Source organism: Pyxidicoccus trucidator (genome assembly GCF_010894435.1).
GTDB lineage: Bacteria > Myxococcota > Myxococcia > Myxococcales > Myxococcaceae > Myxococcus > Myxococcus trucidator.
Genome location: NZ_JAAIXZ010000021.1, coordinates 149946 through 174972 on the forward strand (window position 1 = coordinate 149946; position 25027 = coordinate 174972).

Annotated in this window: 15 protein-coding genes; 10 read left to right on the forward strand and 5 right to left on the reverse strand. The window is 71.0% G+C overall.

What is annotated here, in order from left to right; genetic code table 11:
• Positions 1-27: 27 nt before the first annotated feature.
• Positions 28-2337, reverse strand: coding sequence for a thioredoxin domain-containing protein (locus tag G4D85_RS40325; RefSeq protein WP_164019578.1), 2310 nt, complete (start codon positions 2335-2337; stop codon positions 28-30).
• 134 nt (positions 2338-2471) lie between these two features.
• Positions 2472-5021, reverse strand: coding sequence for an excinuclease ABC subunit UvrA (gene uvrA / locus G4D85_RS40330; protein ID WP_164019579.1), 2550 nt, complete (start codon positions 5019-5021; stop codon positions 2472-2474).
• A 148-nt stretch (positions 5022-5169) separates the two neighbouring features.
• On the opposite strand from uvrA, the gene G4D85_RS40335 reads away from it, so the two are divergent.
• From G4D85_RS40335 to G4D85_RS40375, 9 genes are all read left to right on the forward strand, one after another.
• Complete coding sequence (locus G4D85_RS40335; protein ID WP_164019580.1) at positions 5170-5691, forward strand: hypothetical protein; 522 nt, start codon at positions 5170-5172, stop codon at positions 5689-5691.
• Positions 5692-5929: 238 nt separating this feature from the next.
• Positions 5930-6433, forward strand: coding sequence for an RNA polymerase sigma factor (locus G4D85_RS40340; RefSeq protein WP_164019581.1), 504 nt, complete (start codon positions 5930-5932; stop codon positions 6431-6433).
• Positions 6430-7191, forward strand: a complete 762-nt coding sequence (locus G4D85_RS40345) for a DUF4384 domain-containing protein (protein ID WP_164019582.1) — start codon at positions 6430-6432, stop codon at positions 7189-7191. The genes G4D85_RS40340 and G4D85_RS40345 overlap by 4 nt, the downstream gene beginning before the upstream one ends.
• Positions 7192-7193: 2 nt before the next feature.
• Complete coding sequence (locus tag G4D85_RS40350; protein WP_164019583.1) at positions 7194-8759, forward strand: caspase family protein; 1566 nt, start codon at positions 7194-7196, stop codon at positions 8757-8759.
• Between the two features lie 13 nt (positions 8760-8772).
• A complete protein-coding gene (locus tag G4D85_RS40355) occupies positions 8773-10026 on the forward strand; it encodes a hypothetical protein (RefSeq protein ID WP_164019584.1) in 1254 nt (417 codons plus the stop codon).
• 95 nt (positions 10027-10121) lie between these two features.
• Entirely contained in the window at positions 10122-11984 is a 1863-nt protein-coding gene (locus tag G4D85_RS50470) for a hypothetical protein (protein ID WP_164019585.1), read from the forward strand.
• A gap of 82 nt (positions 11985-12066) precedes the next feature.
• The gene (locus G4D85_RS40365) at positions 12067-13029 is read left to right on the forward strand and encodes a GreA/GreB family elongation factor (RefSeq protein WP_164019586.1); all 963 of its coding nucleotides are present in this window, start codon (positions 12067-12069) and stop codon (positions 13027-13029) included.
• A 256-nt stretch (positions 13030-13285) separates the two neighbouring features.
• Positions 13286-15058: a serine/threonine-protein kinase gene (locus G4D85_RS40370; protein ID WP_240359787.1), complete on the forward strand. Its 1773-nt coding sequence runs from the start codon at positions 13286-13288 to the stop codon at positions 15056-15058.
• Positions 15059-15144: 86 nt separating this feature from the next.
• Positions 15145-15771, forward strand: coding sequence for a hypothetical protein (locus tag G4D85_RS40375; protein ID WP_164019587.1), 627 nt, complete (start codon positions 15145-15147; stop codon positions 15769-15771).
• A 15-nt stretch (positions 15772-15786) separates the two neighbouring features.
• Here G4D85_RS40375 and G4D85_RS40380 read toward each other — a convergent pair whose 3' ends face one another.
• The 3 genes from G4D85_RS40380 to G4D85_RS40390 all read right to left on the reverse strand — a co-directional run bounded on the left by G4D85_RS40380 (position 15787) and on the right by G4D85_RS40390 (position 22560).
• Positions 15787-16737, reverse strand: coding sequence for a pirin family protein (locus G4D85_RS40380; RefSeq protein WP_240359788.1), 951 nt, complete (start codon positions 16735-16737; stop codon positions 15787-15789).
• 100 nt (positions 16738-16837) lie between these two features.
• Positions 16838-18283 (reverse strand): right-handed parallel beta-helix repeat-containing protein, encoded by a 1446-nt coding sequence (locus G4D85_RS40385; protein ID WP_164019588.1) that lies wholly within the window; start codon positions 18281-18283, stop codon positions 16838-16840.
• Between the two features lie 101 nt (positions 18284-18384).
• Positions 18385-22560: an MG2 domain-containing protein gene (locus tag G4D85_RS40390; protein WP_205525916.1), complete on the reverse strand. Its 4176-nt coding sequence runs from the start codon at positions 22558-22560 to the stop codon at positions 18385-18387.
• Positions 22561-22744: 184 nt separating this feature from the next.
• On the opposite strand from G4D85_RS40390, the gene G4D85_RS40395 reads away from it, so the two are divergent.
• Positions 22745-24880, forward strand: coding sequence for a M13 family metallopeptidase (locus G4D85_RS40395; protein WP_164019590.1), 2136 nt, complete (start codon positions 22745-22747; stop codon positions 24878-24880).
• Positions 24881-25027 lie beyond the last annotated feature (147 nt).

Sequence of the window (25027 nt, forward strand, 5' to 3'; positions counted from 1 at the left end):
GACCAAACGGGAAGTGCGGTTCATGGCTCAGCTCCCCCTCAGGTTGTCCTGCCAGGGCGAAACATTGGACGCGTTGATCAACCACATGAACATCGCCTGCATCTCGGCATACTGCTGCTCGGCGATGCCCACCAGATTCGGGTGGAGCGCATCGATGTCCACCCCCTCGAACTCGAAGCCCGCCGCGCCCGACATCTGCGCGCCCCTCCCGCCCATCACCCGGCGATCCCTGCAGCGCCACAGTCGCTGGCTGGCCATGCCGGCGGCATGACCGAAGTCTTTCGGAGGCGCCACCGCCTTCGGCATGACGACGTCGCGCTCTCCACACGCCCACAGCAACCACGTGAGCGCGTTCCAGTCGGCGCGAGCCCCCCGGGCAAGGTCCGGGAGCCCCATCTGAGCCAGGGAGAGCGTCTCATCGATGGAGACCGTCTCCTCCTCCTCGTTCTCGAACTCATCCACGGCCAGCTCCACCGGCCCGCCAGGCAGCAGGGCGGACAGGTCTGGCGGCATCCACGGGAGGATCGCCCCGGGCTTGAAGTGCTTCAGCATCGCCGCGCGCAGCTGCTGCAACCGAGTTGCGTACTTCTGGACGATGCGGTGGATGTCCGTCAGCTCCTGCGCGGGCGCCTCGGGGAGGCCGTCATACGTCGAGTGAGGCTTCTCCTCCGCCGGCCAGAACCCGCTTCGGCGGTAGAGACTCCGCGCGTACGTCCCGACAAACGTCGCGGTGGCGGGCTCCACCGTCGCCAGCCCCTGGGCATCCAGCAGGGCGTGCTGGTCGAGCCCCATGTTCAGCAGGACGAGGGCCCGGGTGAACAGCCAGGCCTTGCGCTCCGGCTGGAGCAGCAGCGCCGCGTTGATGAAGTCGAGCGCCGCGCGGGGGCGGTCGGACTGGTCGAGCAGCACCGCGTACCCGCGAAGCAGCATGCCCGCATCGCCACCGCGCATGAGGGTGTCGGCCATGGGCGCCCAGCTGTCCGCGGCGTTCTCCAGGGTCTGCCCCGCGATGGCCTCCGCGTTCTCCGGGGCGCACGGCAACGTCAGCCGGGCCAGCAGCTCCGACAACTCCTCCACCCGCTGCTCACAGGCCGCCGCGCGAGCCGTCGCCAGCACCGCTTCACGGTATCGCTTCGCCGCGAGGCACGTGTCGGCGTGCTCGCGCCACGCGCTCGCCGTCCTGGGCAGGTTGGAGAAGACGGGCGACTCCTTCAGCTCCTCCTCGCCCTGCGCGAGGCCCAGGTCCCGCGTCGTCACCACCTGGCCGGCCGCATCGAGCAGCAACCAGACACCACACGCCTGGTTGTCTTCGCACTGGCCCTGATCGAAAGCCACTCGCGGGTCCAGATACTCGCCTTCCGCGCGTGAGCGGTAGCGGCCGGTGCGCGTGCCGTGGACGTACTCGACCTCCCAGACGAGCTCCCCCTCTGGCGTCCAGAACCGGCACAGCCCGTGCCGCTCCCCGTCCTTGTCCAGCTGGACGTGGGCCCACTGGCCCTGGTCCTCGCGGAACTCGGCCTCCGGAGGGAGCCCCTGGGGCCGGTCGGGGTACGGCTCGCCCGTGGTCGGCACCACGCGGCGGCCCTGGCCGTCGAAGTGCGTCACGCCCACCACCCGGCCATGGTCGTAGACCATGATGGTCTTCCGCACCTGTTCCGAGACGCCGTTCTCGTGCATCCGCTCGGTGGTGAAGCCGTCGGTGGCGTACCAGGTGCGCGGCCCGTGGAGGTCTCCCTCCACGAACTGGCCGTCCTGGGAAACAGCGCCGCCCTCGTGGAAGCGCTGGAACGGGCCATGCGGCTTGCCGTGCTCCATGTTCGACGCGTTGCAGAGCGTGCCGTCCGCGCGCCAGTACTTCCAGGGGCCGTGCTTCTCGCCGTCCTCGTCATGGCCGCCGTGGGCCCACTCCTGGTCGTTCTCGTCCCACTCGGCCTCGGGGGGGACACCCGGCGGGGGGATGCCCTGCTCCGTCAGCTTCTTGTTCTCCTCGGCCCTGCTCACCATGGCGGAGTCGAGCGCGCTCAGCGACCGGACCAGCGCCTCCAGCCGCGCCTTGGGCAGCGCGCCGCTCGAGCGGTGCACGACGAGGCCGTCCTTGAAGGCGATGAGGGTGGGAATCGACTGGACGTCGAACTTGCCGCCCAGGTCCGGGTGCGCCTCGGTGTCCACCTTGCCGAAGACGGCCTCCGGGTGGGCGGACGCGACGGCCTCGTAGGTGGGAGCGAAGGCCCGGCAGGGACCGCACCACGCGGCCCAGAAGTCCACCAGGACCAGGCCTGGCTTGCCTGTGGTCTGCTCGAAGTTCTCGGCCGTCAGCTCGATGGTGTGCTCGCTCAAGGGGGCTCCAGACGAGGGGGGCGCCGTCTTCTAGTGGAAGCCCCTTCCTCACACCAGCGGCCACCACGCCCCCCGCGCCACTCCTCGAAATCTTGAAGCGCGAGAGTGCCGGCGGGCCTGCTCTGGACGGGGCCTCAGCCCACGACGCTCGCCAGGAACGGCGCCGTGCGGCTCGCGGACGCCCTGGCGACCTGGGCGGGCGTGCCGGACACCACCACCCGGCCACCCTCGTCACCCGCGCCCGGGCCCATGTCGATGACCCAGTCGCTCGCGGCCACCACGCGCATGTCGTGCTCGACGAGGATGACGGTGTTGCCCGCCTCGACCAGCCCATCCAGCTGCGTCATCAGCTTGTCCACGTCGGCGGGATGCAGCCCCGTGGTGGGCTCGTCCAGGATGTAGAGCGTGTTGCCGCGCTGAACCCGCTGCAGCTCGGTGGCGAGCTTGATGCGCTGGGCCTCGCCGCCGGACAGCTCGGTGGCGGGCTGGCCCAGGCGCAGGTAGCCCAGGCCCACCTCGCGCAGCACGCCGAGCGAGCGCAGCACCTGCGGCTCGTCCGCGAAGAACGTGTGGGCCGCGTCGACCGTCATCCCCAGCACCTCGGCGATGTTCTTGCCCCGGTACTGAATCTCCAGCGTCTTCGCGTTGTAGCGGGCGCCGTGACACGCGGGGCATGGCGCATAGACGCTGGGCAGGAAGAGCAGCTCGACGCTCACGAAGCCCTCGCCCTCACACGTCTCACAGCGGCCCTTGGCCACGTTGAAGGAGAAGCGCCCGACGTCGTAGCGCCGCGCCCGCGCCGCCGGAGTCGCCGCGAAGAGCTTGCGCACGCTGTCGAAGAGCCCCGTGTACGTCGCGAGGTTGGAGCGCGGCGTGCGTCCAATCGGCTTCTGGTCGACGCGCACCAGTCGCTTGAGGCCCTCCATCCCCTTAGCGATGCGGCCGCCCGTGGTGAGCACGACGGAGCGCTCCAGCTCCTCGCCCTCCTCCTCGTCCAGCGGAACTTCATGGCCGAGCTGCTCGGCGACCAGCTCCACCAGCACCTGGCTGACGAGGCTCGACTTCCCCGAGCCGGAGACGCCCGTCACCGTGGTGAAGACGCCCAGCGGGAACTCCACGTCCAGGCCGTGCAGGTTGTTGCGGGTGACGCCTTCCAGGCGGAGCCAGCCCCGGGGCTCGCGCGGGGTGCGACGCAGCCGCGTCCCGGCGCCGAAGAGGTAGCGCCGCGTCTGGGACGCCTCCACGGCCGCGAGCCCTTCGAGTGGACCACTATAAAGGATGCGCCCGCCCTTCTCGCCCGCGGCCGGTCCGACGTCGACAATCCAGTCGGCGTTCCGGATGACATCCACCTCGTGCTCCACCACGAACAGCGAGTTGCCCGAGCCCTTCAGCTGGTCCAGCGCCTTCAGCAGCGACTCGGTGTCCGCGGGATGGAGGCCCGCGGAGGGCTCGTCCAGCACGTACACCACGCCGAACAGGTTGGAGCGCACCTGGGTGGCGAGCCGCAGGCGCTGCAGCTCCCCGGGCGAGAGCGTCGGCGTGCTGCGCTCCAGCGACAGGTAGCCCAGGCCCAGCTCCGTCAGCACGCTGATGCGCGCCAGCAGGTCCTTGGCGATGCGCGCGGCGACCAGCGCCTTCTCCGGGTGTTCCCGGGCCAGCTTCGCGGCCCCGGGCGCCGTGCCGTCCGCCGCGGGCCGGAGAATCTCCGCGACGCGCTTCAGCGGCAGCTGGGACAGCTCGCCGATGTCGAGGCCCGCGAAGGTGACGGACAGCGACTCGCGGCGCAGCCGCTTGCCCTCGCAGACGCGGCACGCCCCGCTCACCATGTACCGCGACACGCGCTTCTTCATCAGCGCGCTCTGCGTGGTGGCGAAGGTCTGCAGCACGTACTTCCGGGCGCCCGTGAAGGTCCCCATGTAGCTGGGCGGTTCCTTGCGCTTGAGGGCGCGACGCGTCTCCTCCGGGGTGAAGCCCGCGTAGACGGGGACGGTGGGCTGCTCGTCCGTGAAGAGGATCCACTCCCGGTCCTTCTTCGGCAGCTCGCGCCAGGGGCGGTCCACGTCGTAGCCAAGCGTCACCAGGATGTCGCGCAGGTTCTGGCCGTGCCACGCGGGCGGCCACGCGGCGACGGCGCGCTCGCGGAGGGTCAGCGAGTCATCCGGCACCATGGACTGCTCGGTCACCTCGTAGACGCGGCCCAGCCCGTGGCAGTTGGGACACGCCCCCGCCGGCGTGTTGGGCGAGAACGCGTCCGAGTCGAGGTGCGGCTGATGGGGCGGATACGTCCCGGCGCGCGAGTACAGGAGGCGCAGCGAGTTGGCGATGGTGGTGACGCTGCCCACCGACGAGCGGGACGTGGGAGAGCCCCGGTGCTGCTGGAGGGCCACCGCGGGAGGCAGGCCGTCGATGGAGTCGACCTCCGGCACGCCCGCCTGGTCGATGAGCCGCCGGGCATAGGGGGCCACGGACTCGAAGTACCGGCGCTGCGCCTCCGCGTAGAGCGTCCCGAAGGCCAGCGACGACTTGCCCGAGCCGGACACGCCGGTGAAGACGACCAGGGCGTCTCGGGGGATTTCGACATCCACGTTCTTGAGGTTGTGCTCCCGGGCGCCGCGGACGCGGACGTAGCCCGTCCGGGTGTCGCTCGAAGCCTCGGGTGGCTGAAGGTCGCGGAGTTTGCGCATTCGCACTGTCATTGAGGGTGGTGCTGACGCCGGTGGAACTCCCGCCCCCCATACCCGCTCGCACGCCCTCCGGGCGGGCCATCGTGGAGGTGCGCCCCCCGCTCTGGTAGATGGGCGCGGTTGTCCCCCCTCTCACTGGAGTTCCAACATGTCCCGGCTTTCCCGCCACGCGCTCGTGCTCGCCCTGCTGCTCACCTCCACCTCCGCCCTGGCTGGGGAGCAGTGGGTGCAGGCACGGACAGTGCTCAACACGTGCGGCTACTTCAGCACCTCGCAGGCGGAGATCACCTTCGCCTACCGCAACCAGGACCTGCCCTGGGGCACCAGCGTGTTCCTCATCTACGGCTGGGGCGGGATGTCGGGCACCACCCCGTTCGCCTGGGCGCCGGCGGCGGTGACTGTCGAGGCGCCGGCAACGGCCCCGTACCACTGGGGCACCACGGTGACGGGCGTCATCCGGGCGCGCTCGTCGACGTCGTACACGAGCATCAACTACGTCTGGAAGGTCGTCCTCCCGGACGGCAGTGAGTTCTACGAGAAGGGCAATGGCTCCACGTACGGCTACTACGCCGCGGACTTCTCGCAGGTCCCCATGCCGTGCACCACCACCTCCGGGACGTTCATCGGCACCCCGACGCCGCTGACCATCACCACCGTCGTGAAGAACTGACGAGGCGTCCGTAAGGCCGGCGCCCGCCGTGGTGGCGGGCGCCCTGGACGTGCCAGTGATACGCCCCGCGTGGCTGGCCCCCGTACGCCCGATGGCGGATGCTGTGGGGCCGTGTCGGCATCCCGGCTGCTGAAAGAGGGGGGTTCCCATTTTCCGGTGGTCGGGCGGTCTTCTCTCCAGAAGGAGTGCACCGCCGTGAGTCCCATTGCCCGGAAGGCCAGACCTGGAGGCGCGCGCCATGGCTGACGCGTGGCTGGGTCAGCTCTACGAGCGCTATGGCTTCCTCGTGCACCGACGGTGCATGCAACTGGTCCGTCGCCCCGAGGACGCCGAGGACGCGCTCCAGGAGACCTTCCTCCGGGTGAAGCGCTACGGCCCGCCGCGCGAGGGCGAGGCCACGCTCGCCTGGCTCTACACGGTGGCAGCCCGGTGCTGCTTCGACCTGATGGAGAAGCGCGGCCGTGAGCCCGTGGCCGAGGAGTCCCAGCTCGCCGCCCTGGAGGAGCGCGGCGGCGGCTCCACCGAGGACGCGGACCGGCGCGCGCTGCTCGGCGCCGCGCTGCGCACGCTGGACGGCAAGACGCGCACCATCGGCGTGCTCCACTACCTGGACGGCTACACGCAGGAAGAGGTGGCCGAGCAGACGGGCTTCTCGCGGAAGACTGTCGGCAAGAAGCTCAAGACATTCGAGGACCGCATCCGCCAGCTCTTCGGCGGACGCGGCAACGAGGCCCCACGATGACCGCTCCCCTCCCCCCCTCTCCTCGCGGGCCCGAGTGCCCTCCCGCCGCCGTGCTCGAAGCCCTCTCGGCCGGCGAGCCCACGCCGGACGCGACGCGCGCCCACGTGAAGGGGTGTGCCGCATGCGGCGCGCAGCTCGACGCGCTCACCACCGGCCGGGACGCCTTCCTCCGCGCCCGCCCGACGGACCGCTTCCTGCGCCAGCTCGAGCGCCGCGAGGAGGCACCCGCCCGCGCGCCGTCGCCCTGGCGCCGCCTGTTTCCGGTGCTCGCCGCCGTGGTGCCCGTGCTCGTGTTGGTGCTGGTGGTCGGCCCCCGCCTGCTCCAGGAAGGCCCCGGTGTCACCTGGAAGGGAGACGCCTTCCGCGTGGTGGCCGCACGCGCGGGCGCGGAAGCCGCCCCACTGGCCCAGGACAGCACCGTGAAGGCGGGAGACCGGCTGCGCTTCGCCTACGAGGCGCCCGAGGCCGGGCACCTGCTCGTGCTGGAGCTGGACGGCCGGGGCGGCGCGAGCGTCTTCCATCCGTTCGACGGCACGACCTCCGCACCGCTCGCCGCCGGCCAGCGCGACTTCCTGCCCGGCAGCGTGGAGCTGGACGACGCGCCGGGCACGGAGTGGCTCTTCGCCGTCTTCTCCCCGCGCCCGCTCCAGGCGGAACCGCTGCTCGCCCAACTGCGTGAGCAGGCGGGCCGCGCCGCGCCCACCCTCACCTGCGACGGCTGCCGCGTCTCCACGCTGCGCCTGCGCAAGGCTCCCTGACCATGCGGTGGCTGTCCCTGCTGCTCGTGCTCCTGTGGCCGGCCCTGGCGCCGGCGGAGACCGTGCGCCTGCTCGTGTCCATCGGCGCCAACGTGGGAGACCCGGACGACGCGGTGCTGCGCTTCGCGGATGACGACGCGGCCCGGGTGCGCCAGCTCTTCGTCGAGCTGGGTGGCGTGCGCGCGGACCGGGCGTCGGTGCTGGTGGATGCATCGGCGCAGGACGTGCGCCAGAAGCTCGCGGAGGTGGCGGGCCGCATCGCCGAGCTGCGTGGCGAAGGCCACGACCCGGTGCTGGTGGTCTACGTCTCCTCGCACGCGAAGGCCGGGATGCTGCACCTGGCCGGCACGCACCTGCCGCTCACCGAGCTGCGCGACACCGCGCGCAAGGCCGGCGCGCGCCTCACCGTGGTGGTGGTCGACGCGTGCGAGAGTGGCACGCTCGCCCAGAAGAAGGGCGGCCGCGCTGCGCCGGCCTATGACGTCGCGCTGGAGAAGCTGCCACTGCACGGTCAGGTGGTCATCTCGTCGAGCGGCCCGGCGGAGCTGAGCGAGGAGTGGGACTCCCTCCAGGGCTCGCTCTTCACACACCACCTGCTCACGGGCCTGCGCGGCGACGCGGACGCGGACGCGGATGGCAAGGTGTCCCTCTCCGAGGCGTACACGTATTCCTACCGGCGCACGGTAGCGGGCGCGGCCGGTGCGGGGCAGCACCCCGCGTACGCGCTGGAGCTGGCCGGCACGGGCGAGCTGGTCCTTACGGAGCCCTCGGTGGCGCGGAGCGCGCTCGTCTTCCCCGCCGCCGCGTCGGGGCGCTACGTGGTGTCCAGCCGCCCCCGCCCGGACGTCGTCGCCGAGGTGGAGAAGCAGCCCGGCCGTCCCTTGCGAATCGCGGTGCCTCCGGGGCGCTACCTCGTGCGCAAGCGCGCCGGGGCGAGCACCGGCCTGCTGGAGGTGGAGCTGCCCTTCGGCGGCGAGCGGCAGGTGAACGAGTCCGCGCTGGAGTGGCGGCGCTACCAGGAGGTCGCGGTGAAGGGCGGCGCACTGGAGCTCAAGAGCGCGGCGGTGCTCGCGCTCGGGCGCGTGGAGGGGGCGGCCATTCCCGGAACGGGCACCCGCGTGTCGGCCGCGCTGGGCTACCGGCACACGCAGGGCGCGTGGTGGGCGCTGGGCACGGTGTCGGGTACACGCGCCCGCTACCGGGGCGTGGGGCTCGGCATCACCGAGGGCGCGCTGGGGCTGGGCGCGTCCGCGGGCTACCGCTGGCTGGAGTGGGCGCTGGTGCCCCACGTGGGCCTGTCCGTGGAGCTCACGGGCCTGCGGCAGTCCTTCCTGCGTGACAGGGAAGAGGACATCCAGGACACGATGGGCGTGCCCCCGCTGGCCCCGCGCAGCGCGCTGGGCGTGGCGGCCGGCCCCGTGGTGGGCCTGGAGGTGCCGCTGCCCGGTCCCACCTTCGCGCTCCTCCAAGGGCAGCTGCTCGTGCGCTACCTGCCGCCCTCCAGCGAGGGAGTGGCTCCCCTGCGCCTCGCGCCGCTCGCCTCCGCGGGCGCGGGCTTCCGCTTCTGAGAGGACACGTCGCATGCGCCGCCACCCCCTGGGGCTGCTCTCCCTCCTCCTCGTCGCCGCCTGTGGCCAGCCCGTGGACACGACGTACGCGGGCGAGCCCCTCGTCACCCTCCGGGGCCAGGCGAGCCTCTCCGCGGCCGACCGGCCCGATGGCCCGGTGCGCCTGACGCTGGCGTGGTACCCGACCGTGGTGGACGACACCGCCGCGCCGCCGAGCGCGCCCGCCGCCATCCTCACCGAGGACGTGCCCTTCAAGGCCACGTTCCCCGCGGACTTCGCGCTGCCGCTCCATCAGCCGCCCCCGGAGCATGCGCGCGTGGCGGTGGGGGGCAGCATCCGAGGGCGCGCCGCGACGGGATTCCTGCTCGCCTACCGCGACGTGAATGACAACCAACGGCTCGACCCGATACCGGCCGATGGTGGCACGGCGACGAGGGACAGGGTGGTGGGTTCCTCGTGGGGTGGGCTCGACTCGTACGTGGTGCTGTACCTCGAAGAGGCGCAGGAGCCGGACACGGGGCTGCGGCGCGGCTTCAACCTGGTGCACCTCACGCCGCAGAGCGGCGGTGTGGTGGCGCTCAACACGCCCATCCCCCTCGCGCTGAGCGCCGGGAGCGGGCTGCTGGACCTCCTCGCGTGCGAGGCCGCGTGGGACGGGCTGCCCGAGTCGGAGCTTCCCTGCGGGCTGTCCTTCGAGCCACCCCCACCGCCGCCCGGTACGCTGCGTGTCGAGGGCGTGGTGTCACTCGAGGGCCGCACCGCGTCCGTGGATGTCTACGTCACGCGCGATGACGAGCGGCTGAGTGATGCCACCGTCACCCTCGGTGGACGCACCGTGCCGTTCGAGGTCAGCCACTTCGGCCACTACCTGAAGGAGGCGGACTCCTCGCTGCTCACCGAGGGCGGCACCGTGGAGCTGGTGGTGCGCTGGGGAGACCTCGTCACCCGTCGGCTGCTCACCGTGCCCGAGGGCTTCACCGTTACCGCACCTTCCGACGGAGCGCGGGTGCGGCGCGATGTGGAGTTCGACGTGGCCTGGACAGCCGCCACCGGCGCAATCGCCTACAGCGCGCTGTTGGTCGCCCCGGACGACATGCTGCTGTACCAGGCCTATGTGTCCGAGACGACCGCGAGCCTGGGCCCCGTGTCGTACGAGGGCCCCGCGACGCTGCGGGTCGCCGCCGAGTCGCGGCCCTCGGAGCAGGACCTGCTGGGCTCTCTCGCCGTGCAGAACGTGCGCACCCTGTCGCTCACCGTGGTGCCCTGAAAATAAAGCGGTTCCCAAAAATAATGGGTCGCCCGGTCTTCAAGACGTGAGCGCCTCGGACCTCCGGGGCCTCTCTCTCGAACCGGAGCTTCCAGATGACCGCGACGTCCCGCAGCACCCGCAGCCTCCTGATGTGCGCCCTCTTCTCCCTGTCCGCCTGCGGAGACAGCGGCCCCCAGCCCAAGCCGCCTCCGAGCCAGGAGCCGCCGCCCGTCGAGACGCCGAAGGCCACCCTCCGGGGGCAATTCACGCCGACGTCGGGCACCGAAGTGAGCGGCCCCGTGCGCCTCGCGCTCGCGTGGTACCCCTCCCTCCTCTCCGAGCAGTCCGGCCCGCTGAGCAACCCTCGCGGCATCCTCACCGAGGGCGTGGCGTACTCGGGCGGCTTCCCCACGGACTACACCTTCAACGTGACGAGCGCGCCGCCCTCGGAGGCGCTCGTGCAGCTCGGTCAGGGCCTGAATGGCAAGGGCGCCGTGGGCATCCTGCTCGCCTACAGCGACCGCAACGGCAACGCCACGCTGGACACCATCCCCGCGGATGGCAAGCCGGTGGACCGGGTGCTGGGCGCGTCGCTCGCGTGGACGCAGCCCCCCGCGTTCATGGTGGTCTACGTCGAGTCCAAGCAGTCGCCCACCGCCGGACTGGAGCAGGGCTTCAACCTGGTGCGCCTCACCGACAACCTCTCCTCGGACGTGGTGCCGCTCACCACCCCCATCCCGATGGCGCTGCAGGACGACAAGCTGCTCGACGCGTTCGTCTGCGAGGCGGCATGGGACGACACCACGGAGCAGGCTCCGTGCGGTCTGGGCGATGAGGAACCCGTGGAGAGCGCGCTCCAGCTGGCGGGCGAGTTCCACATCCACGGCACCCGGGCCGATGTGTCGCTGGAGGTCCTGCGAGATGCGCTGCCCGTGCAGGACGCCCGCGTCTCCGTGGGAGGCCAGGACGCGACGTACGACGCCGCGCTGGGCCGCTACACGCTCCGCCTCGACGAGGCCTCGGCGCTGCTCGACAGCGGGCTGGTGACGGTGACGGCGCTCCAGGGCGACGAGGAAGTCGCGCGGACGGTGGTGGTGCCCGCGGACTTCCGGGTGTCCTCGCCTACCGTGCCCATGAGCTACAGCCCCGGCGCCGACATCCATGCGGCATGGACCGAGGCCCAGGGCGCGTCCCGCTACGAGGTGGCGGTGGTCGCCGACGACCAGGTGCTCGCGTCCGGGGTGACAGAGAACCGCTGGTTGAAGCTCGCCCCCAGTGCGCACGAGGGCTCCGCGGTGCTGCGAGTCACAGCGGTGTCCGCGACGGAGGAGAACGCCGGGCTGGTGGTGCGGCGGGTGTTCGAGATGCCGCTGGCCTTCACGGCGTGCGACAGGGTGACGGAGGGCAGCGGCCTGACGGTGGACGGTGAGCTCTCGCGGTACCCGGCGGCCTTCTTCGGCTGGGAGTCGAGCGAGGTGCGCGCCGAGGTCAAGGACCACGGGGTGCACGTGACGGACGCGAAGGTGACGATTGCCGGGTGGAACGTGCCGTACGTGAACCAGATGGGTGCCTTCCACAACGGCATCATCTCGATGGGACCCGAGAGGCTGGGCGACACGCTGGAGCTGCGGGTGATGCGCCAGGATGAGGTGCTGTGCCGCACCCTCCATGTGCCGGGTGCCTTCGACCTGACGGTGGAGGCCGAGGCCCACCGCCCCTCCGGCTCGCCCCTGGCGGTGCGTTGGACGCAGTCTCCGGGAGCCGTGCGCTACGACCTGCGGCTCAGTGAGTCGTATGACTCGCCCCTCTACTTCGCGAGCACCAACGAGCTGGAGTACACCTTCGAGAAGGTCGACCACGTCGGTATGCTCAGCCTGCGCTTCGCCGCCGTCGCGCAGCCGGCGCACAACGACACGCTGGGCTGGATGGACGTGATGCGGGTGGTCCCCGGCGGCGCCACCTTCACGGAGCAGTGACGGGTAGCTGACGCAAATCGGTGGGTGGAGGTGCCCCGCGAGGCAGGGCACTCCCACCCACGTCCCGTTGTAGCCTGCGGGCATGAGTCCACGAACCGCGCTCCTGCTGCTCTTGTGTCTCAGCGTCTCCCACCCTGCCTCCGGTCAGGACGCGGGGGCGGAGGATGCAGCCAGGGCCCAGGCCGAGCATGTGGCCCGGCTGGAGGCCGAGGACCGAGCGAAGGCCCGGGCGCAGGCCGAAGCCGAGAAGGAGGCACAGGCACAGCTCGAGGCGCGCATCCGGGAGATACGGGGCCTGTTCACGAGGCTCCAGGTGGAGAGCGCGACGCCCCCTCGGATGGATGTGCGGAACCCGGCGCGTCAAGCCGGCTGGTCGCGGCTGCAGTCCTGGGAGCTGTCCACCGACAAGGACACCCGGCTGCGAAAGCTCATGGTCACCAGCCGCGAGGGCGCCAGCGAGCGGGAGCGCCAGTTCTTCTTCCAGAACGACGTGTTGTTCTTCGCCTTCTATGCCACCACCCCGAAGGGCGGCGGCAAGGCGCGTGCGCCGGCCGAGGAGCGCCTCTACTTCCAGGGGAAGGACGCGGACATCATCCGGTGGCAGCATGACGACAAGATCCAGCCGCTCGATGGCCACGCCATCCGCTGGGGCGAGCAGGCCCGGCACGATGCCAGGGTCACCGTCGAGCTGGCTTCGGCCCAGGACGGCGCGAAGAAGTTCGAGCCCATCACCTGCATCGTCGGCACCACGGACTGCCGGATGGATGGGATGCTGTGCGAGACGACGTACGCGCTGTTCCCGCCCGCCGGGCTGCCCGTGAAGCCCGAGCTCTGCATGAGCTACCCCTGGTACGCGGGAGGCAGCAGGAGCTGCGCCTTCTCCCAGTCAGGGGACACGCTGGAGGTGACCAAGGGCGGCGAGGAGGAGTGCGGCGACGTCGAGGACTGCGAAGGCCGGTTCTCGGACGTCACGACGCTGCCCCTGCGCCGGGAGATGGGGCGCGTGGTGGAGTGCAGGGGCCTGGGAGACGAGCCCACCCGCTGACGCGCCTGCCCCAGCGCACGTCGTACCCACCCGGGATGTAGCGCCGGAAGTCACAGCCCGGCCCGGCCTGTGACCTGTGGCGCTACCCGGCACGTCGCCGGGCCGTGCCTTCCCCTCCCGGATGGCCGTGGGGCCGGATGGCACCGGGACTGCAAACGCGCACCCCGTGGCGCGTCCCAGTTCCCATCAAAAGCCAACACGGCCACCCAGCCCCGAGTTCCCCGATTGGGCAGGAGCCCTGGTAGCTTCCGCCGGCGTGAGCGACACCCGGGCCCTCCGATTCGGCAAATACGAGCTCCTGGAGCGCCTGGGCAGCGGCGGAATGGCCGTCGTGTACCGGGCGCTCTACACCGCGGCGCCGGGCGTCACGAAGCCCGTGGTCATCAAGCGCGTGTTGGGCACGTACGCCGAGGACCCGGCCTTCGTGCAGATGTTCCTCAACGAGGCGCGAATCTCGGTGGGGCTGAGCCACGGCAACATCGTGCAGGTGTTCGACTTCGGTCAGGTGGACAACGAGTACTTCCTGGCCATGGAGCTGGTGGATGGGCACACGCTGGCCCGGGTGCTCAAGGCCGCGAAGGCGAAGGGCCTGGGCGGCATCCCCGTGCCGCTCGCGGTGGGCATCGCCCTGGAGATGTGCCGGGGGCTGCACCACGCCCACACCCGGCTGGACGCGAAGGGCGAGCCGCTCGGCGTGGTGCACCGGGACCTCTCTCCGGACAACGTCCTGCTGAGCTACGAGGGGGAGGTCAAGCTCACCGACTTCGGCATCGCCAAGGCGCGACTCAAGGGCCGGCCGGAGACGGAGGTGGGCATCGTCAAGGGCAAGTACATCTACTTCTCGCCGGAGCAGGCCCGCGGCGAGACGCTGGACGCGCGCTCCGACATCTACACGGTGGGCACGGTGCTGTACCAGATGCTCTGCGGCCAGCGACCGGTGGATGGCGCCAACGAGTTCGAGATCATGCGCCGCGTGTCCGAGGGAGCGCTCATCCCTCCCCTCACGCTCAACCCCGCGCTGGACTCCGACCTGCAAGGCATCCTGCGGCTCGCGCTGGCCACCTCGAAGGCCCAGCGCTACCTCAGCGCCGAGGCCCTTCAGCAATCCCTGTCCGACTGGATGGGGGCCCACGCGCCCCGCTTCCCGGCCAACGCGCGCAAGCACTTCATGGGCTGGCTCTTCCAGGAAGAGCTCACCGCGATGAAGCGCGCGCCCCAGCTTCCGGCGGACTTCCTCTCGCTGCTCCAGTCCTGGCGTGGACGGAGCCCTCCGGCGCCCGCGGCAGGGGCGCCCCGGGCCCTGACGCCATTGAGCCCACCCCGGGCTTCACCGGCCGGGAGACCCGCGCTGGTGGAAAGGAGCCCGCAGGTGGATGCGCCGCTGGCGCCTGTCCCTGCCCGCGCGTCCGCTTCCGCGACGCCCTCCGAGCCCTCGACCCGCCCGAGCCTGAGCTCTCGATTCCGGGCGCGCCTGCTGCGCCGCTCCGCGCTCCTGGGCGCGCTCGTCGTGGGTGTCCTGGGAATGGTGGGGACGACCGTGTTCTGGGTCGGGCACGCCCGGAAGCCCCCGGAGCCCACTCCTCCGTCCGCGCTCCCGGGCACCGCGTCCAGTCCGTCCGGCGCCGAGCCTCGCGCGCCGGAGCCCTCCACCGGGACGCCCGAGACCGCGACGCCTGAGACAGGGACGCCCGTCCTCGCGACGCCCACGCCGGCGGCACCGTCCGCGCCGGAGCCCGCGGCCCAGGTGCCCTCCCCCGAGGACGAGACGCGCATCGCGCTCGAGAACGGCCTGTATTGGATTTCGCGCGCGGACGACACCCGGGCCATGGGGTGGTTCCAGCAGTGCCTGCGACACGACAGGTCGCAGGCCCAGTGTCATCTGGAGCTGGCCCGCATCTACAAGCGCAGGGGCAACCGCCAGGACGCAATGAAACACTTCACGCACCACCTCGCGCTGGAGCCCGAAGGACCCTCGGCGGAGGAGGCGCGCAGATACATGAAGCTGTACGCAGGAACGGACCCTCTGTAAGGCCGTTCGGCCACACGCCAGGCCCACTTTTTTCCGTGCCTCCGCGCGAGTGGTGCAAGCCGTTGTGTCCAGGTTAGACAGACGGAATGCCCCCATTCCTCTCGCGTGTAGTGAGCGCTGTCGCGTGCGCCGTTTTCCTGTCCGCGGGCCTGACGGCCTGTGGTGACGACGAGGTCAGCTCCGACGAGCAGGCCCGGCTCGCGTACCTGGGACTCGACGAGTCCATCAGCAAGGCCCTGCAGCTTGGCTTCGACGGCTTCAATGCCGCGTCGAGCGCGAACATCCCCCCGCAGTCCACCCCCGGCAACACGTCCGGAACGCTGCTCATCTCCGGGCAGGTCGACCAGGGGGCCTCCGCCAACAAGGGCATGCGACTGCGCGTGGGGATGACGAGCTACTCCGACGGGGAGATCGAAGTGGGCGAAGACGAGGACCCGGTGAACATCACCTACGCGTCGACCCCCGAGACGGCGACCCAGCCGCAGCTGGACCTCAATCTCCGCGACATCCCCAATGGCACCTTCACCGGCACGCTCACGGGCACCTTCCAGATGACGGGCGACCTGGCGGGCGGCGTCACGCTGAGCCTGACTCTCGCCGGTGACATCGAGGACGACGGCACCGGCAAGGTGCGCCGCGTGGCAGGCAGCACCACGGTGACGGGCACCGCCACGTCGGGCGACGGCGAGTACAACGTGAACCTCACGCGGTAGCTGCCGCGCGCGGCGTCACGGGTAGCGCACGACGCCCGTGGGCTCGGGCTCCGGGAGCGGGATGAACTCCGTCTCTCCGGGGACCGGGCCGAAGCGACTGGCCCGCCAGTCTTCCTTCGCCTGCTCGATGCGCTCCCGCGAGCTGGAGACGAAGTTCCACCAGATGTGGCGCGGCCCATCCATGGGCTCGCCTCCGAAGAGCAGGACCCGGCCACCCGCCGCGCCCGGGCCCGTGAGCACCACCTCCGCGCCGGGCCGCAGCACCAGGAGCTGGCCCTTTCCGTAGACCTCGCCCCCGAGCTCGACCCCGCCCTCCGCCACGTACACCGCGCGCTCCTCGTGGCTCGCGGACACCTGGAGGCGGGCGCCGGCCGCGAGCACCGCGTCCGCGTAGAAGAGCTCCGACGGCGTGCTCACCGGCGAGCGGACGCCATACAGCCCTCCAGCAATCACCCGCACCCGAGTGCCCGCGTCCTCCACCACTGGCAGCGCGTCCGCGGGCGTGTGGGCGAAGCCGGGGGCGCTCTCCTCGAGCTGCTTGGGGATGGCCACCCAGATTTGAATGCCGTAGAGCCGCCCGCCCGTCTCGCGCAGGCCCGGGGGCGTGCGCTCCGAGTGGGCGATGCCGCGTCCGGCCACCATCCAGTTCACCGCGCCGGGCTGGATGGTCTGCACCGTCCCCAGGCTGTCGCGGTGGAGGATTTCCCCCTCGAAGAGGTACGTCACCGTGGCCAGGCCGATGTGCGGGTGTGGCCGCACGTCCAGCCCGTGCCCCGAGCGGAACACCGCCGGCCCCATCTGATCGAAGAAGATGAAGGGGCCGACCATGCGGCGCCGCACCGAGGGCAGCGCCCGGCGCACCTCGAAGCCATCACCGAGGTCGCGCGTGCGCGGCACGATGATGGTCTCCACGGAGGACCCGGGATCCGGGTCGACAAAGGGCTCGTCGGGCATCTGCCAGGCCATGTGCTCACGCCTCCGGGGATAATGTCGCTCGTGTCGTGCCGGGGGGCACGCACGCCCGGAGGGTTATCGCGCGCCGCCCGCCTTCCTGCACGAAGAACAGTCAGGGCACCGTGACGGATGTTCCATCCACGCCAGAGACGCTCTTCCACGCCGTCAGGTCCTGGACCTCCTTCGGGTCGGCCTTGAACAGCCCGCCCCGGGAGTAGCGGTTCCGGTCCATGCGCAGGCCCGGGCGGTGCTTGCCCAGCCTCACGAGGTTCCGCCCCCGGACGACGTTCTCCTGGACCGTCAGGTTCTCGCTGGGCGCGTTGTTGGCCCCCAGGCCGAGCATCATCCCGTAGCCCTCCGTCTTGTCGATGGTGTTGCCCTCCACCGTCACGTCCCGGGCATTCTCCACGCGGATGCCGACACCATCGCCGCCGCCCTCCTTGGAGATGTTGGTGATGCGGTTGTCCTTCACCTCCACTCCGGTCGGGCTCGGCTGGTTGCCGTCCTTCACACCGCCGACGGAGATACCCCGCCCCGAGTCGGAGATGCGGTTGCCCTCCACGAGGACGTTGCGCGCGGAGTAGTGGACGACCACCGCCTCCCCCGCCGAGCTGCGGGACTTCCGGAAGCCATGCATGTCGTTGTCGCGCACGACGACGTCGCGGCACGTCTTGATGTCCACCGCGTTCTCGTCGCTCGAGTAGAGGCGGTTGTCCTCGATGACCACCCCGCGAGCGGGCGTCTGCCCGGCCCCGTCCGGCTTGAGGCACTGCACCGAGTCACCCGAGTTGTCGTGGATGTCGTTGCCACGGAGGGTGATGTCCCGCGAGGTCGCCTGGACGACCACGCCGTGCGAGTCACCCTGGGGCTTCTTCCGGAAGTCGTGGATGTGGTTGTCCTGGATGGTGACGCCGCGCGCCCCACCGTACGTGGTGACTCCGCCACCCAGCGTGCCGTGGTGGATGTGCGAGCCGGCCAGCACGGAGCCCTCGGTGTTTCCCTCGAAGACGACGGCGAAGCGCGACTGCCCCTTCACGTCGATTTCGAAGCCGTCCACCACCCAGTAGGGCTTGCGGACCTGCACGAGCGCGCCCCTGGCTCCGGGGAAGATTCTCGCGCGTCCCGAGGCTCGCAGGGTGATGGGCGCGTCCTTCCGCCCCGCCTTCACGGAGCCGTCGATGACGACACTCTCGGCGTAGTCTCCCGGCTGGACCTGGATGGCCTCCCCCGGCCCCACCGCCTTCAACGCGCGGCCGATGGTGCGGAACGGCGCCGACTTCGAGCCCGCGGCCTTGTCCGAGCCCGAGGGGCTCACGTACCACTCCCGCGAGAAGTCCTTCGGGAGCGAGCTCCGGTGCCTGGTGGACACCTTCACCTCCTCGTCCGGGCCAGAGCCCCCCGTCCCCTCCTCCGTCCCCGCGCCGCCCAGGGACTCTTCGACTCCGGCCACCTGCTCGTCCACGGTCCGCTGCACCTGGCTGCAAGCGCCAAGCAGGACGGTGATGAGCCCCAGACCCATCCAATGCCAGGAACTGCCCACCCCACGGTTCATCGCCATGTCCCTCCTCCTGTCCGGGAGGAGGGAGGACGCCTCGGAGCGGTTGTGACGGGAGAGCCGGAAGGGCGGCGTGCGCCCGTCCGGCCGGCTCCCCACGAGGACTACGGCCTGGGCGCGATGGCGACCTTCACGCCCTCGCTCCACGTCTTGTGCTCGTCCGCGTAGTACAGGTACGCGCGGCTCGCCGGGCCCGTGTACGTGCCGGGCACCGCGGCCACCAGGGACAGCGGCACGTCGATGCGCTTGCGGGGCTCCATGCCGCGCCAGTAGAGGACGACGTCGCGCCCGATCACCTCGTACGCGTCCACGACCTTCCGCTTCACCAGCTCCTTGAGCTGGTCATGCCGCACCTCCAGCCCGCCCGGCACGCCGAAGATGGCCACCGCCGTGGGCAGCCGCTGGCCCGTGCGGTTGGCAATCATCACCCGCGCCTCGGTCGGCTCGCCCTCGGTGAGCTCCGTCTTCGCCAGCGTGACTTCCAGCGCCACCTGGGTGTCCTTCGAGCTGTCGGGCACCAGCGCGCTGTAGGTGACCTCCACCGAGTAGGGCAGCTCCGCGCCACCCTCCATGCGCAGCTCCACGCGGCGCCCGCCCGCCCCGAGCAGCCCGCCCACGTCGGGGAGCTTGAGCGCCTCCTGCGTGGACCCGTCGAAGCGCACCGGCTCGCCCACGGGACGGCCCTCCACGTAGACGCGCACCAGGCCCGGCGTGAGCTTCGACGCGCGCAGCTTGTCGTAGGCGATGATGGCGCGCAGCGCGAGCACCGTGCTCTGCGTGGCCCCGTAGCGCCCGCCGTCGCTCGACTCCGCGAGGTACTTCATCGCGCGCTCCACGTTGGCCACGTAGGCGGGCTCGCGCATCCAGGCCAGCACCGCCAGCGCGGTGGTCTCGATGTTCAGCGTATCCCCCGAGCTGCCGACGATGGACTGCGTCCCGCCGCCCACCACACCGTTCTGCTCTTGCAGCTTCGCGAGCCGGCCCATCAGCGCCTTCGCCTCGCCCTTGTCCCCCGCGAGGAACAGCGTGTTGGCCGCCAGCGCCAGCACGTAGCTGTTGGTGCTCTTCGCCGCCGAGGCCTTCACCGAGGCCACCTCGCGGGACAGCTCCTTGGCCTGGGCGGCCGGCTGGCCCGCGCTCTCCAGCAGCGTCCAGACGATGTACGCGTTCGAGGTGTCCGGGTCCTCCACCCACACGTGCAGCGCGCGGCGCTTGCGGTTGAAGCCCCCCTGCCCGTCGCGCTGCCCCAGCAGCCACTCCCGCGTCCGCTCCAGCATCGCGCTGTCCACGTCGCGCACCTGGCGCATGTCCGTGAAGTGGAGCAGGCCGAACGCGGTGAGCGCCTCGTGGCCCGGGCTCTCGCCGAACCACTCGTAGCCCTTCTCCCGCGTCTCGTAGCCCACCAGCCGCTGGTAGCCCCGCTCCAGCTTCTCGCGCGCATCCACCACCAGCGCCGGGCTCACCCCGGTGTGCGTCTGGAAGTACTGCTGCGCCATCGTCATCGGGTACGTCGTGGAGCTGGTCTGCTCGAAGCAGCCGCTCGGCTCCTGGATGAGGCGGGCCAGGGACTCCGTCATGTTGGCCAGCGGGCCCGGGTACACGGCGATGGACGTCCGGATGCTGCCCGGCACCACGCTCTCCGGGAGCACCACCATGTGCGACACCGGCTGCTTCGGCGACACCAGCCCGCCGAACGAGACGCGGCCCGGGAAGCCACGCGGCTTGATGGACAGCGTGCGGGTGACGGTGTCCGTGTAGTCGCCGGCGCGCGCCGTGAGCTTCACGTCCACCGGCCGGGCCTCCTGGCCAATCTCCAGCGAAAAGAGCTGACGGGCCCGCGCCTGCGACGCCAGGTCCACAGCCCCGCTCCCGGCGACCTTCACGTCTCCCTTCAGCTCGACCTTCACCCCGGCGCCCGTCAGCGTCGACTCCGTGCCGTTCACCAACGCCACCGGCAGCCGCACCACGTCACCCGAGGTGACCTCCAGCGGCAGCTTCGGCTCCGCGTAGAAGGGCTGCACCGACTCCAGCTCCGCCACCGCCGAGCCGAGCGCGCCGTCCGCGCCCACCGCTCCGGCGAAGGCCTTGAACGTCGTCACCGAGTCGCTCATCCCGAAGGACACACGGACCTCACCCGTCCGGGCATCGGTGCGCACGCCCGCGTTCCAGTAGAGCGTCTCCGCGAAGTCGACCCGGTCCCCCTGCTTGCGGCCCGGCCGCACCATGTGCGCGTACTCACGGACGTAGGCGGCCTGCGGCAGGGCAATCCTCTCGTCGAAGTCCCTGTCCCGCTTCCGCCGCGCCACCTTGGCCCTCGGGGCCTCCTCCTCGGCGAAGGCCATCCCCGCCGCCGCCTCCTCCTTCGCGGCGGCCATGGGGACCTGCTGGAGAGCGGGGCCCGCGGGCATGGGGGCCTGGGGTGCGGGAGCCGCCGCCGCGAGCTGCACGGGCGCCGGAGCCGCGGGGGCGAAGTCATCGACGGCCCCTTCCGCTTCGCGCTCTTCCATCCGCTCCGGGATGGGCTCGTTCGCGGCGGGCCTGGCGCCCCCCTTCTTCGGCATGGCGACACCCGTCCCCCGCCCGGAGGAGGGACGCGGGCGCTGATTGACGGGCTCCTGCGGCCAGCGCACCGCGAGCACGCGCATCGCCGCGTCCCCGTGACGGGCGAGGAAGCTCTTGCTGTCGGCCAGCGCGAACCGCCGCCAGCCCTGCGTCCCCAGCAGCAGGTCCACCGCCAGCCGGGACTTCGGGTGCTTCGGGTCGAGGTAGAGCTGCGCGTCGGCCAGCTCCTTCACCTCGGACTCCAGCAGCACCATCACCGGGAGCTGGGGCAGCTGGTCGCGCTTCTCCTGGAGCTCCAGCACCGCGTCGTCGGTGACGGTGAGCATCACCAGCGCCGAGACAGGCTGCCCGTTCCGCGTCGTCCGGGCCGTCAGCTGCACCGGGCCGCCGGGCACGTAGCGCTTGCGGTCCGCCTTCAGCTCGACGGTGACCTCCTTCGAGGGCTGCCGGAACACCAGCCGCTCCGCGAGGGGCCTGCCGTCGTGGTCCCACACCGTGGCGACGAGCACGCCGTCCGCGTCGCCCGGGTCCAGCGTCACCGGCCCGCCCTGCCCGCCCTCGAGCACCGCCGAGGCGACCCTCACCTCGCGCTGGCTCAGCGTCACCGTCGCCCGGCCCACGTCCCGCAGGCCCACGTTGAGCTGCACCAGCTTGCCCGCGGGCACCACGTCCTCACGGACGCGGAGGACTGCGCCCGTCGACTTCACCTCGGGGAGCGGGAAGGTCTTCCGGATGCCCGACGGCGCGTCGATGCGCAGCGCGTACTTCGCGCCGGCCTTGGGAGTGAGCTCGAAGCGGCCACGCCCCTCGTGCTCCGAGCGCACCCGTGCCACCACCTGGCCGGTGCCGACCTCCACCACCGCGCCCACCAGGTCCGCCGGCTTGCGCGCGGGCGTCTTCGCCTCGAAGTAGATGCGCGAGGCCAGCCCCGCCACCAGCTCGCCGCCCTCCGGGTACATGGCCAGGTCCAGCGTCTGCAGGAGGATGGGGATGGTCTTCGCCGCCGTCTCCACCACGCCGCCGTCCTGGATGGCGAAGGCGAGCGTGCCCTCACCGCGCTCCAGCGCCCCGGGCAGCGGGAAGCGGACGGTGCAGCGGCCCTTGCCATCCACCGTGCACGGCACCGTCGCCACGGTGGCGCCGTCGACGAGCGCGGTGGCCGTGACCTTCGCGCCCTCGGGCACGCCGCCCTCGGCGCGCTTCACGTCCAGCGTGGCGCTGACGGTGTCGCCCGGCCCGTAGCCGTCGCGGAGGAACTCAATCTGCGACTTGAGCCGGGGTGCCCGGTACGCGCGCACGTCGAACTTGCGCTCGGCGGGTGCCGCGCCGGTCCAGGGGTAGGTGATGCGCAGGGTGTACTCACCGCCGGGCTGGCCTTGAGGAATGGCCCAGGCAAAGCCCCAGACCGCGTCCTGCGTGGCCACCATGCTGGTGGAGACCACGTCCCCCTTCGGCCCCCGCAGCTCCACCTGCGCCTGGACCGCGCCCCCGTAGGGCTTGCGGCTGAGGGCCTCCAGCACCAGGCCGCGCGCCAGCACCTGCTCTCCCGGACGGTAGAGCGGCTTGTCGGTGGTGACGAAGGTCAGGTACCGGTCCGCGCCCCCGAGAGAGCGGGTGGTGGCCCGGGCCGCGAAGACGCGGGGGGACACCAAGACGAGGAGGAGGAGGAACCCCAGGCTGAAGAGCGCGCCGAGCGCACGTGGGACATGGAAGGTCATGGCGTCTCTCAACGGGCCAGCGGGTTGGAAGTTCTCGACATCCGACATTCGGGGCGGGATGAAATCGCCCGTTCCCCTGTTGGCACAACCCCTACATGCGCCAGACCGTCTATATCCCCAGGTCTCGAAGGCCCCGGGGGCCCCCCTGGGCCGGCGCAGTGGTCTCTCGTTCAGGAGCTTCACCTTGAAATTCCACCACCGACGTATGCCGGGTGCCGCGCGCGGAGTGCTGGTCGCCTGTGCCTCCGCGCTGTTGACCTCGTGCGCGTCCTCCGCCCCAGCGGAGAAGCCCGCCACGCCCCCTCCGGCGGAGAGCCCCGCTCCCGCCCCCACGCCGAAGCCCACCTACGGCACCTTCGGCTTCGACCTCGACGGCATGGACAGGTCCGTCAAGCCGGGCGACAACTTCTACCGTCACGCCAACGGGACCTGGCTCGACAAGACGGAGATTCCGGCCGACCGCTCCACCTACGGCATGTTCACCCGGCTGGCGGAGCAGGCCGACCAGCGCACCCGCGAGCTGATTGAGGCGCAGACCCAGGCGCCCGAGGGCAGCGAGGGCCGGAAGATTGGCAACGTCTTCGCCAGCTTCCTCGACGAGGCCGCCATCGAGGCGAAGGGCGTGGCGCCGCTCAAGCCCGAGCTGGACCGGATTGCAGCCCTCTCCAACAAGAAGCAGCTGTCTACCGAGCTGGGCAAGGGTCTGCGCGCGGATGTGGACGCGCTCAACACGGGCGACATCACCACGGACCGCATCTTCGGCCTCTGGGTGACCGAGGACCTGAACGACCCGACGCGGTATGCCCCCTACCTGCTGCAGGGCGGACTGGGGCTTCCGGACCGCGACTACTACCTCGTCGACAGCCCCCGCTTCAAAGAGGTCCGTCAGGCGTACCAGCAGCACATCGCCAACATGCTGAAGCTGGCGGGCCTGTCCGAGCCGGAGGCCCGGGCTGCCCGGGTGGTCGACCTGGAGACGAAGCTCGCCAAGGCGCACTGGTCCCCGGTCGAGTCGCGCGACATCACCAAGACGAACAACCCCTGGCCACGCGAGCAGTTCGCAAAGAAGGCCCCCGGCCTCGACTGGAACGCGTACTTCACCGCCGCGGGCCTCGCGCAGCAGCCGCAGGTCCTCGTCTGGCAGCCGAGCGCGCTGACGGGCATCTCCAAGCTGGTGGGCAGCGAGCCGCTCCAGGCCTGGAAGGACTACCTGTCCTTCCGCGCCATCTCCCGTGGCGCGCCCTACCTGTCCAAGGCCTTCGTCGACGAGAGCTTCGCGTTCAACGGCAAGACGCTGGCCGGCGCGAAGCAGCTGAGAGACCGCTGGAAGCGCGCCATCGACGTCACCAACTCCGCCATGGGCATGGCCGTGGGCCGGCTCTACGTGGAGAAGCACTTCCCGCCCGAGGTCAAGGCCGCGGCGGACACCATGGTCCGCAACATCGTCGCCGCGTTCGGCCAGCGCGTGGACGGACTGACCTGGATGTCGCCCGAGACGCGGGCCCGCGCCCGGGAGAAGGTCAACACCCTGCAGACCAGCATCGGCCACCCGACGAAGTGGCGGGACTACTCGGGGCTGGAAGTCGTTCGCGGTGACGCCTATGGCAACGCGGAGCGCGCGTCGCTCTTCGAGCTCCAGCGCAACCTGGGCAAGCTGGGCCAGCCGGTGGACCGGACCGAGTGGTACATGGTGCCGCACCTGGTGAATGCGCTGAACTCGCCGCAGCAGAACTCCATCATCTTCCCCGCCGCCATCCTCCAGCCGCCCTTCTTCGACGCGAACGCGGACCCGGCCGTCAACTACGGCGGCATCGGCGCCATCATCGGCCACGAAATCGTCCACAGCTTCGACGACATCGGCGCGAAGTTCGACGCGCACGGCAAGCTGGCCAACTGGTGGACGAAGGAGGACGAGGCCCGCTTCGAGGCCGCGGGCAAGGCGCTCACCGCGCAGTACAACGCCTACAAGCCGCTGCCCGACCTGTCCGTCAATGGCAAGCTGACGCTGGGTGAGAACATCGCGGACCTGGGCGGCGCGCAGGTGGCCTATGACGCCTACAAGCTGTCGCTCGGAGGCAAGGAGGCGCCGGTGATTGATGGCTTCACCGGCGACCAGCGCTTCTTCCTCGGCTTCGCCCAGGTGTGGCGCAACAAGTACCGCGAGCAGCTGCTGCGCCGCGTCCTGATGACGGACGGGCACTCGCCCGGCGAGTACCGCGCGGCCACGGTGCGCAACCTCGATGCCTGGTACCAGGCCTTCGACGTCGCGCCCGGGCAGCAGCTCTTCCTCGCGCCGGAGCAGCGCATCCGCATCTGGTAGCGCCCAGGTAGCTGCGGACCCGCCCGGGGACGGTGGAGACGGCGCCCCCGTCCCGCTCCCCAGGCGGGTTCTGTTCAGCAATCAACAATCTTGCCTACGCTCGGGGCGCGCGTAACCCGCGCCTCCGTGTGCCTCCGTATCCCGGAA

Bases quoted from the DNA above. Each gene is read 5' to 3' on its own strand.
- uvrA (WP_164019579.1), bottom strand. From the start codon at position 5,021: ATGCGCAAACTCCGCGACCTTCAGCCACCCGAGGCTTCGAGCGACACC.
- G4D85_RS40335 (WP_164019580.1), top strand. From the start codon at position 5,170: ATGTCCCGGCTTTCCCGCCACGCGCTCGTGCTCGCCCTGCTGCTCACC.
- G4D85_RS40340 (WP_164019581.1), top strand. From the start codon at position 5,930: ATGGCTGACGCGTGGCTGGGTCAGCTCTACGAGCGCTATGGCTTCCTC.
- G4D85_RS40345 (WP_164019582.1), top strand. From the start codon at position 6,430: ATGACCGCTCCCCTCCCCCCCTCTCCTCGCGGGCCCGAGTGCCCTCCC.
- G4D85_RS40350 (WP_164019583.1), top strand. From the start codon at position 7,194: ATGCGGTGGCTGTCCCTGCTGCTCGTGCTCCTGTGGCCGGCCCTGGCG.
- G4D85_RS40355 (WP_164019584.1), top strand. From the start codon at position 8,773: ATGCGCCGCCACCCCCTGGGGCTGCTCTCCCTCCTCCTCGTCGCCGCC.
- G4D85_RS50470 (WP_164019585.1), top strand. From the start codon at position 10,122: ATGACCGCGACGTCCCGCAGCACCCGCAGCCTCCTGATGTGCGCCCTC.
- G4D85_RS40365 (WP_164019586.1), top strand. From the start codon at position 12,067: ATGAGTCCACGAACCGCGCTCCTGCTGCTCTTGTGTCTCAGCGTCTCC.
- G4D85_RS40375 (WP_164019587.1), top strand. From the start codon at position 15,145: ATGCCCCCATTCCTCTCGCGTGTAGTGAGCGCTGTCGCGTGCGCCGTT.
- G4D85_RS40380 (WP_240359788.1), bottom strand. From the start codon at position 16,737: ATGGCCTGGCAGATGCCCGACGAGCCCTTTGTCGACCCGGATCCCGGG.
- G4D85_RS40385 (WP_164019588.1), bottom strand. From the start codon at position 18,283: ATGGCGATGAACCGTGGGGTGGGCAGTTCCTGGCATTGGATGGGTCTG.
- G4D85_RS40390 (WP_205525916.1), bottom strand. From the start codon at position 22,560: ATGACCTTCCATGTCCCACGTGCGCTCGGCGCGCTCTTCAGCCTGGGG.